This window comes from Rhizobacter sp. (genome assembly GCA_021153565.1).
Lineage (GTDB): Bacteria > Pseudomonadota > Gammaproteobacteria > Burkholderiales > Burkholderiaceae_C > Albitalea.
Map to the genome: position 1 here is coordinate 1 of JAJKJU010000297.1, position 5,138 is coordinate 5,138.

The following is a 5,138-nucleotide window of genomic DNA, read 5'->3' on the forward strand; positions in this document are numbered from 1 at the left end:
AGGTTGAGCAAGCGCCAGGCGTAACGTGATGAGAGGTCGCCATCGGCCACGTGACCCGCGCGCGAGGCAAGAAACAAGCGCAGGTCCTCCATCGACACCGAAAGCAGGCGCACGACTGGCTGCTGCGAGATGCACCATTCGATGAACCCGCCCCACATCGCCCGGTAGACCTCCTCAGAGGAGGTCTGACGCAACCGGCCGATGTCGCGTGCTCGCGCGAGCCAAGCCTCGAACCAGTTCTGCATCTCGGCCAGCGCGGACTCGTCCAAGGGCGTGCTGAACAAGTCCGAAGTGGTGGGCGTACGAGTTTGAGACGTCATTAAAAAGCACTAACGCCAAACGGCTTATCTTACTCCAAGTCGGCCACTCCCTTCAATCACCAAACCGCACAAAAACAAGACTCGTAGAAATAAGACCGCCGAAAGGCTTTGGCGTTAGTCCTTTTCTTTCGCCCCCTCCCCTCTGCCCTTCGAATCCTTGAGCCGCGTAGACCGCTCAGATTCGCGGAATCTCGGTTGCAGGTCATGCTTCTGAACGGCCATTGACGCCTATCTGTAGCGGCTTGCAATCGATGGGCTCCGGCTTGCAATCCATCGCGGCCGGCTCACATTGATTGCGAACCGTGAGGCCGTATTCGGTCAGCGCCCCGGCGGCCATTGCCGCGCCGTGTGAACCAGTGCCAGCACCCACACTGTCTTGGCGGCCTCGGCCACCTCGTAGCTCATGCGGTAGCTCTCATGCGCGATCGCGTGCTGGCAACCAACTGGCAACCATGCCGGTCTTGCCCAGCCGTGGAAAGTCTGCCAGCCGTGCTGCGGCCGAGCCGAACAACTCGTCCATCGCCACCGCCGCACGCACGTTGTCGGCGGCGATGTAGGTCATCCAGCAGACATTCGGTTTTCCCTGGGGCGTCGCTGGTCGGCAGCGATCGCGCTGTGCTGAAGCGTCGTCGGGGAATTGCGGGTCTTGCTGAAATCCCAGTGCCTTGTAGAAGGCGATCCAGGTTTGAAGATCGGCGACTGGGGGACGGACGAAAATCACCTTGGCGCGCCAATGAGCATGACTTACCGCTACTGCCCGGAGCCGACGTGGCGGTGCCGACCCTTTGCTGTCCTTCGGCTTGCATCGGTGGGCAACAGCAGCAGACTGATTGCTGTCCTTCGACACGACCTTACGGACGCCCTGTAGGCCGAAAAGCGATGGGCACCTTCGTGTGGGGACTCTCCACTTCGCTTTCGGCGACACGCGCTGGTCAGTACATCGTTAAGCTTTGCTTGTCCGCCGTCCGCCGGCAAGCGAGTCCACGGGGGTAGGCCGTTAGTTCATTTTCTCCGTTTCTGCATGAAGAGCACATAGGTTCGTTCTTCTTTTCGTGTCATGTCGGCGGCCCTTCGACATTCAGGTCGCAGCTTGCCCAGTTCGGACCGTCAGTTTGTTCGGCATAGAACCTGATCATCATCGCGGTGACGAGCGGCGACTGCCATTGGCCTGCTTGCAAGCGACGCATGACGCCGGCGGATGTCACTTTCCCGTGATCGGACAGGTGATTACGCAAGCGCGTAGCCCACCCGCCCTGTTCATCGGCGTTGAGCGATTCGAAGCGAGCACGGTACACCGCCAGTCTGCGCGCCTGCTCATCGTCGGCCGCCGTCGTCAACGGTGGAGGTGCGGCCGTGACCGCGGGCGAGACAGACGGCAGCGTCGTCTGCGGCACGGATTGGACTGGATGTCCCTTGAGGATCGTCTTCAAGTAAGCAGTCTTACTTACGATTGGGCGTGCGGTCGCTCCGCGCATGAACCTTTCCATCGCATCGAGCGCCGCTGTCATCGCCTCGGGCCCGTACTGCTCCAATAACACTTCGACGTCGGACTCGCGAATGCCGAGCTTTGCCGCCTGCAACAGATGCGTAACGTCTGGTGGTTCTGGCCGGTTCGGCAAGGAGTTCACGGGCTTCTTTCGCACCGCGAATTGCACATCGGCGATGGCCCTGCCTTGCTTGTACTCGAGGAGTTCGACCTCGATATCGCTGACGTCGTTGATTTCGCGCACGGCCGGATTCACGAACTCGTTTTTGAACTTCCGCCACTCCCGCTGCTTGCCTGCTTCGGAGCCTTTCAGCACTGCAACCCACCACTCCCAGGAATGGCGAGACGTCACACCCCCCGGGTTGTCTCGATAGCGCGCGCAAATCTCGTAGAGGGCCACAGCGGTGTACGTACTGAGTTGCGCGATGACCTCGAGTTCGAGCCGCGCCCACCGGCGGGGCCCCAGCATCTGTTCCTTAATGCTTGGCGGGTAGAACCAAGTAACCCAGTTTTCGCCGCGCTTCTTGTAGAGCCGGACTTCGGCGAGCATGTGAAAGATACGCAATTCATCGCGCGGCTCATCGGTTTGTGGCGGCGCTGCCGCATCCCCTTCAAGCGGCAGAAGCCACTGATCACCTTCAGTCAGCGGTCGCCACTCGATCTTGGTCGACGTCATCTGATCGATGTACCGCTTGGCGTCGGTCGCTACGTTGTTACCGACGCCAAAGCCCCGGAGAATTGCATTCAGCGGGGCGCTGTACCCTGCATCCCCGGTGTCACCTTCTCGCTGAGCCAAATGCAGCATGACGTTGTAGGCCTTGCGGGCTGTGACCGTGATGCTGCTATTAAGCGGGACAATCGCGAGCGCGCTCACAGGCTTGTTCAGCGTCGCTGGCAGCCCTTCCCTCTTGCGCTTGGATGTCGCGTTCTCCACACTCACAGTATATGTCCACCACGGTTTGGACACCTAACCGAGAGGCGTCCTCGCAAACGCGGACGTTTGGGGAAGCTTAGGAGTTGCTGAGTAAAACCCGCAAACCCGGACATCTTCGAGCCGCGGCAACGGGGGCCGGCCACTGGAATTCCCGGACATTTCCGTTCAAGATTATGAACGTGTGCCGCTACTTCTGCGCCAGGCAGTGCCGTACCAACGGCTTTGGGCCACTCAGAATACCGGACACTTATCCCCTCACCCGAGAAGCACGCGTAGCGCGAAAGTGAGACGTTGGGGGCTCGAAAGGCCGGACGGTTGCCCAAGGCTCAAAAGACCGGACATTTCGGCTGAATGCGGACGGGTCATCGGGCAATGCCGGACGCATTCCAAGGGAATGCCGGACGGAACATCGGGAAAAGCCGGACGCAAACTCAGCTAAGTTGTTGATTTATAAGGTAAAAGCTTACTACGAATCATCTAAAGTCTTTGAAGTAATAAAGACAGGATGATCTGTGGATAAAAGAATAGAAAACAAGAAATCCGTGCCGTCCGGGAAGACTGGTGCTGCGTCGGTAAAAAAACGCGAGTTGCACGCGAGTAGCGGGTTCAAGCGCAGTCGATAGAATCTGCGTCTATCGCAGAACACTGCTCCGGAGGACCCATTGAACACACTAGTCGTGAGCCCGTCTCGCAACATTACGCTGGACGCCATTGCAGAGCAAGCAGCAAGAGTGAAAGCCGTTGTTGAGCAAGCACGCGGGGATGTGCTGCGGCCTACTGCCCGTAAGAGCCCCCCCACCTTCAACACGGCGCAACTGATGGCGCTGACCGGCTTCGACAAGAGCCAGATCGACTACCGGATCCGAAAGGGCGACCTGCCTATCGGACGACTCAACGAGACCGGCTCGCGTCGTGAATTCACGCTCGCGGAGGTACGACAGTGGGTCCGGGACATCCGCCGACAGGAGTTGCGCCCACACGGCGCCGAGGCGATCACCATCACGATCGGAAACTTCAAAGGTGGCGTGACTAAGACCACGACCGCCCTCACCTTGGCCCAAGGAATGAGCCTGCGTGGGCACCGTGTGCTTGTCATTGACTGTGACCCTCAGGGAAGCCTAACGACTCTGTTTGGCGTACTGCCTGATTCGGAGGTTGGGGTCGACGAGACGATCTTGCCCCTGCTTTCCGGCGATGAGACGGAGATCGGATATGCGATCCGACCGAGCTACTGGGATGGCATTGACCTGATCAGCGCCGCTTCATTTCTATTTTCCGCCGAGTTCGTCCTGCCGGCCAAGCAGAGCAAGGACCCGAAGTTCGAGTTTTGGAACGTTCTGAACTACGGAATCGATCCTGCCCGCTTGGTTTACGACGTGATCGTCATCGACACACCTCCGTCGCTGTCGTACACCACGATTAACGCGTTGATGGCAAGTAACGGAATCATCATGCCGTTGCCGCCGAGCGCTTTGGACTTCGCCTCCAGCGCACAGTTTTGGGACTTGTTCTCCGACCTGACGACGCAACTCATCACCCAACGTGGCGGAACGAAGGAGTTTGCCTTTATCGACATCCTGTTGGCGAAGGTCGAGGCTACGGATGCGGCAAGTTCTGTCGTTCGTGAGTGGATCGGCGCCGCCTATGCTGACAAGGTGCTGCCCGTCGAGATTCCGAAGACGGCCGCGACCAGCATGTCGAGCAAAGAGTTTGGCACCGTCTATGACGGAAAAGCTGAGGATACGAGCGTGCGTGCGTTCAAGCGCGCCGTCGAGGCCTACGATCGGTTCGTCGAGATCATTGAGGATCAGACGCAGTCGTTCTGGCGCAAGCAAATTGAGGGGTAACACCATGACAGAATCCAACCCACCGCATCGCCGCAAAGGCGCTGGCATCAACTTTGTGTTTCCGACTGCCACGGCTGCCGGTGAAGGCGCCACTCCGGAGGGCGTAGAGATCGCGACATCTTTGGTTGCAATCAAGCCTCAACCGCGAACGGGGGTGGGCTTGCTGTCCACGGTCGCGTTCGAAAAGCAGGTGCTGGATGAGCGCATCGAGGCGCTGACGGGTGAGGTGGCGCAGTTGAAAACGGAGCGTGGCGCGCAGCGGATAGACCCGCGGCTGATCGTTCCGGGCCGGTGGGCGAACCGGCATCCCGATGCTTTTGGTGGCCGTGCGTTCGAAGAGTTCAAGCGCGAGATTGCGGACGCCAGCGGCAACGTCGAAGCCATCAAGATCCGTCCCCTGGGCGGCCGACGCGGCGAGGGTGAGCCAAAGTATGAAGTCGTCTTCGGTCACCGGCGTCATCGGGCGTGCCTCGAGTTGGGATTGGACGTACTGGTGGTTGTCGAGGAACTCGATGACGCCTCGGTATTCGTCGAGATGGAGCGCGAGAACC

At 59.4% G+C, this 5,138-nt stretch carries 4 protein-coding genes and 1 pseudogene; 2 read left to right on the top strand and 3 right to left on the bottom strand.

Going from position 1 to position 5,138, the window contains the following annotated elements; genetic code table 11:
• From AC30NL_RS18675 to AC30NL_RS18685, 3 genes and pseudogenes are all read right to left on the bottom strand, one after another.
• Window positions 1–284: pseudogene (locus tag AC30NL_RS18675) on the bottom strand (tyrosine-type recombinase/integrase); the annotation flags it as partial.
• Window positions 285–735: 451 nt separating this feature from the next.
• Window positions 736–1,041: a type II toxin-antitoxin system RelE/ParE family toxin gene (locus tag AC30NL_RS18680; protein WP_489465492.1), complete on the bottom strand. Its 306-nt coding sequence runs from the start codon at window positions 1,039–1,041 to the stop codon at window positions 736–738.
• A gap of 334 nt (window positions 1,042–1,375) precedes the next feature.
• The gene (locus AC30NL_RS18685; protein ID WP_489465493.1) at window positions 1,376–2,746 is read right to left on the bottom strand and encodes a replication initiation protein; all 1,371 of its coding nucleotides are present in this window, start codon (window positions 2,744–2,746) and stop codon (window positions 1,376–1,378) included.
• Window positions 2,747–3,402: 656 nt separating this feature from the next.
• Here AC30NL_RS18685 and AC30NL_RS18690 point away from each other — a divergent pair.
• Entirely contained in the window at window positions 3,403–4,587 is a 1,185-nt protein-coding gene (locus AC30NL_RS18690) for an AAA family ATPase (protein WP_489465494.1), read from the top strand.
• A gap of 4 nt (window positions 4,588–4,591) precedes the next feature.
• Window positions 4,592–5,138: ParB N-terminal domain-containing protein (locus tag AC30NL_RS18695; RefSeq protein ID WP_489465495.1), on the top strand; the 547-nt coding region annotated here is incomplete at its 3' end.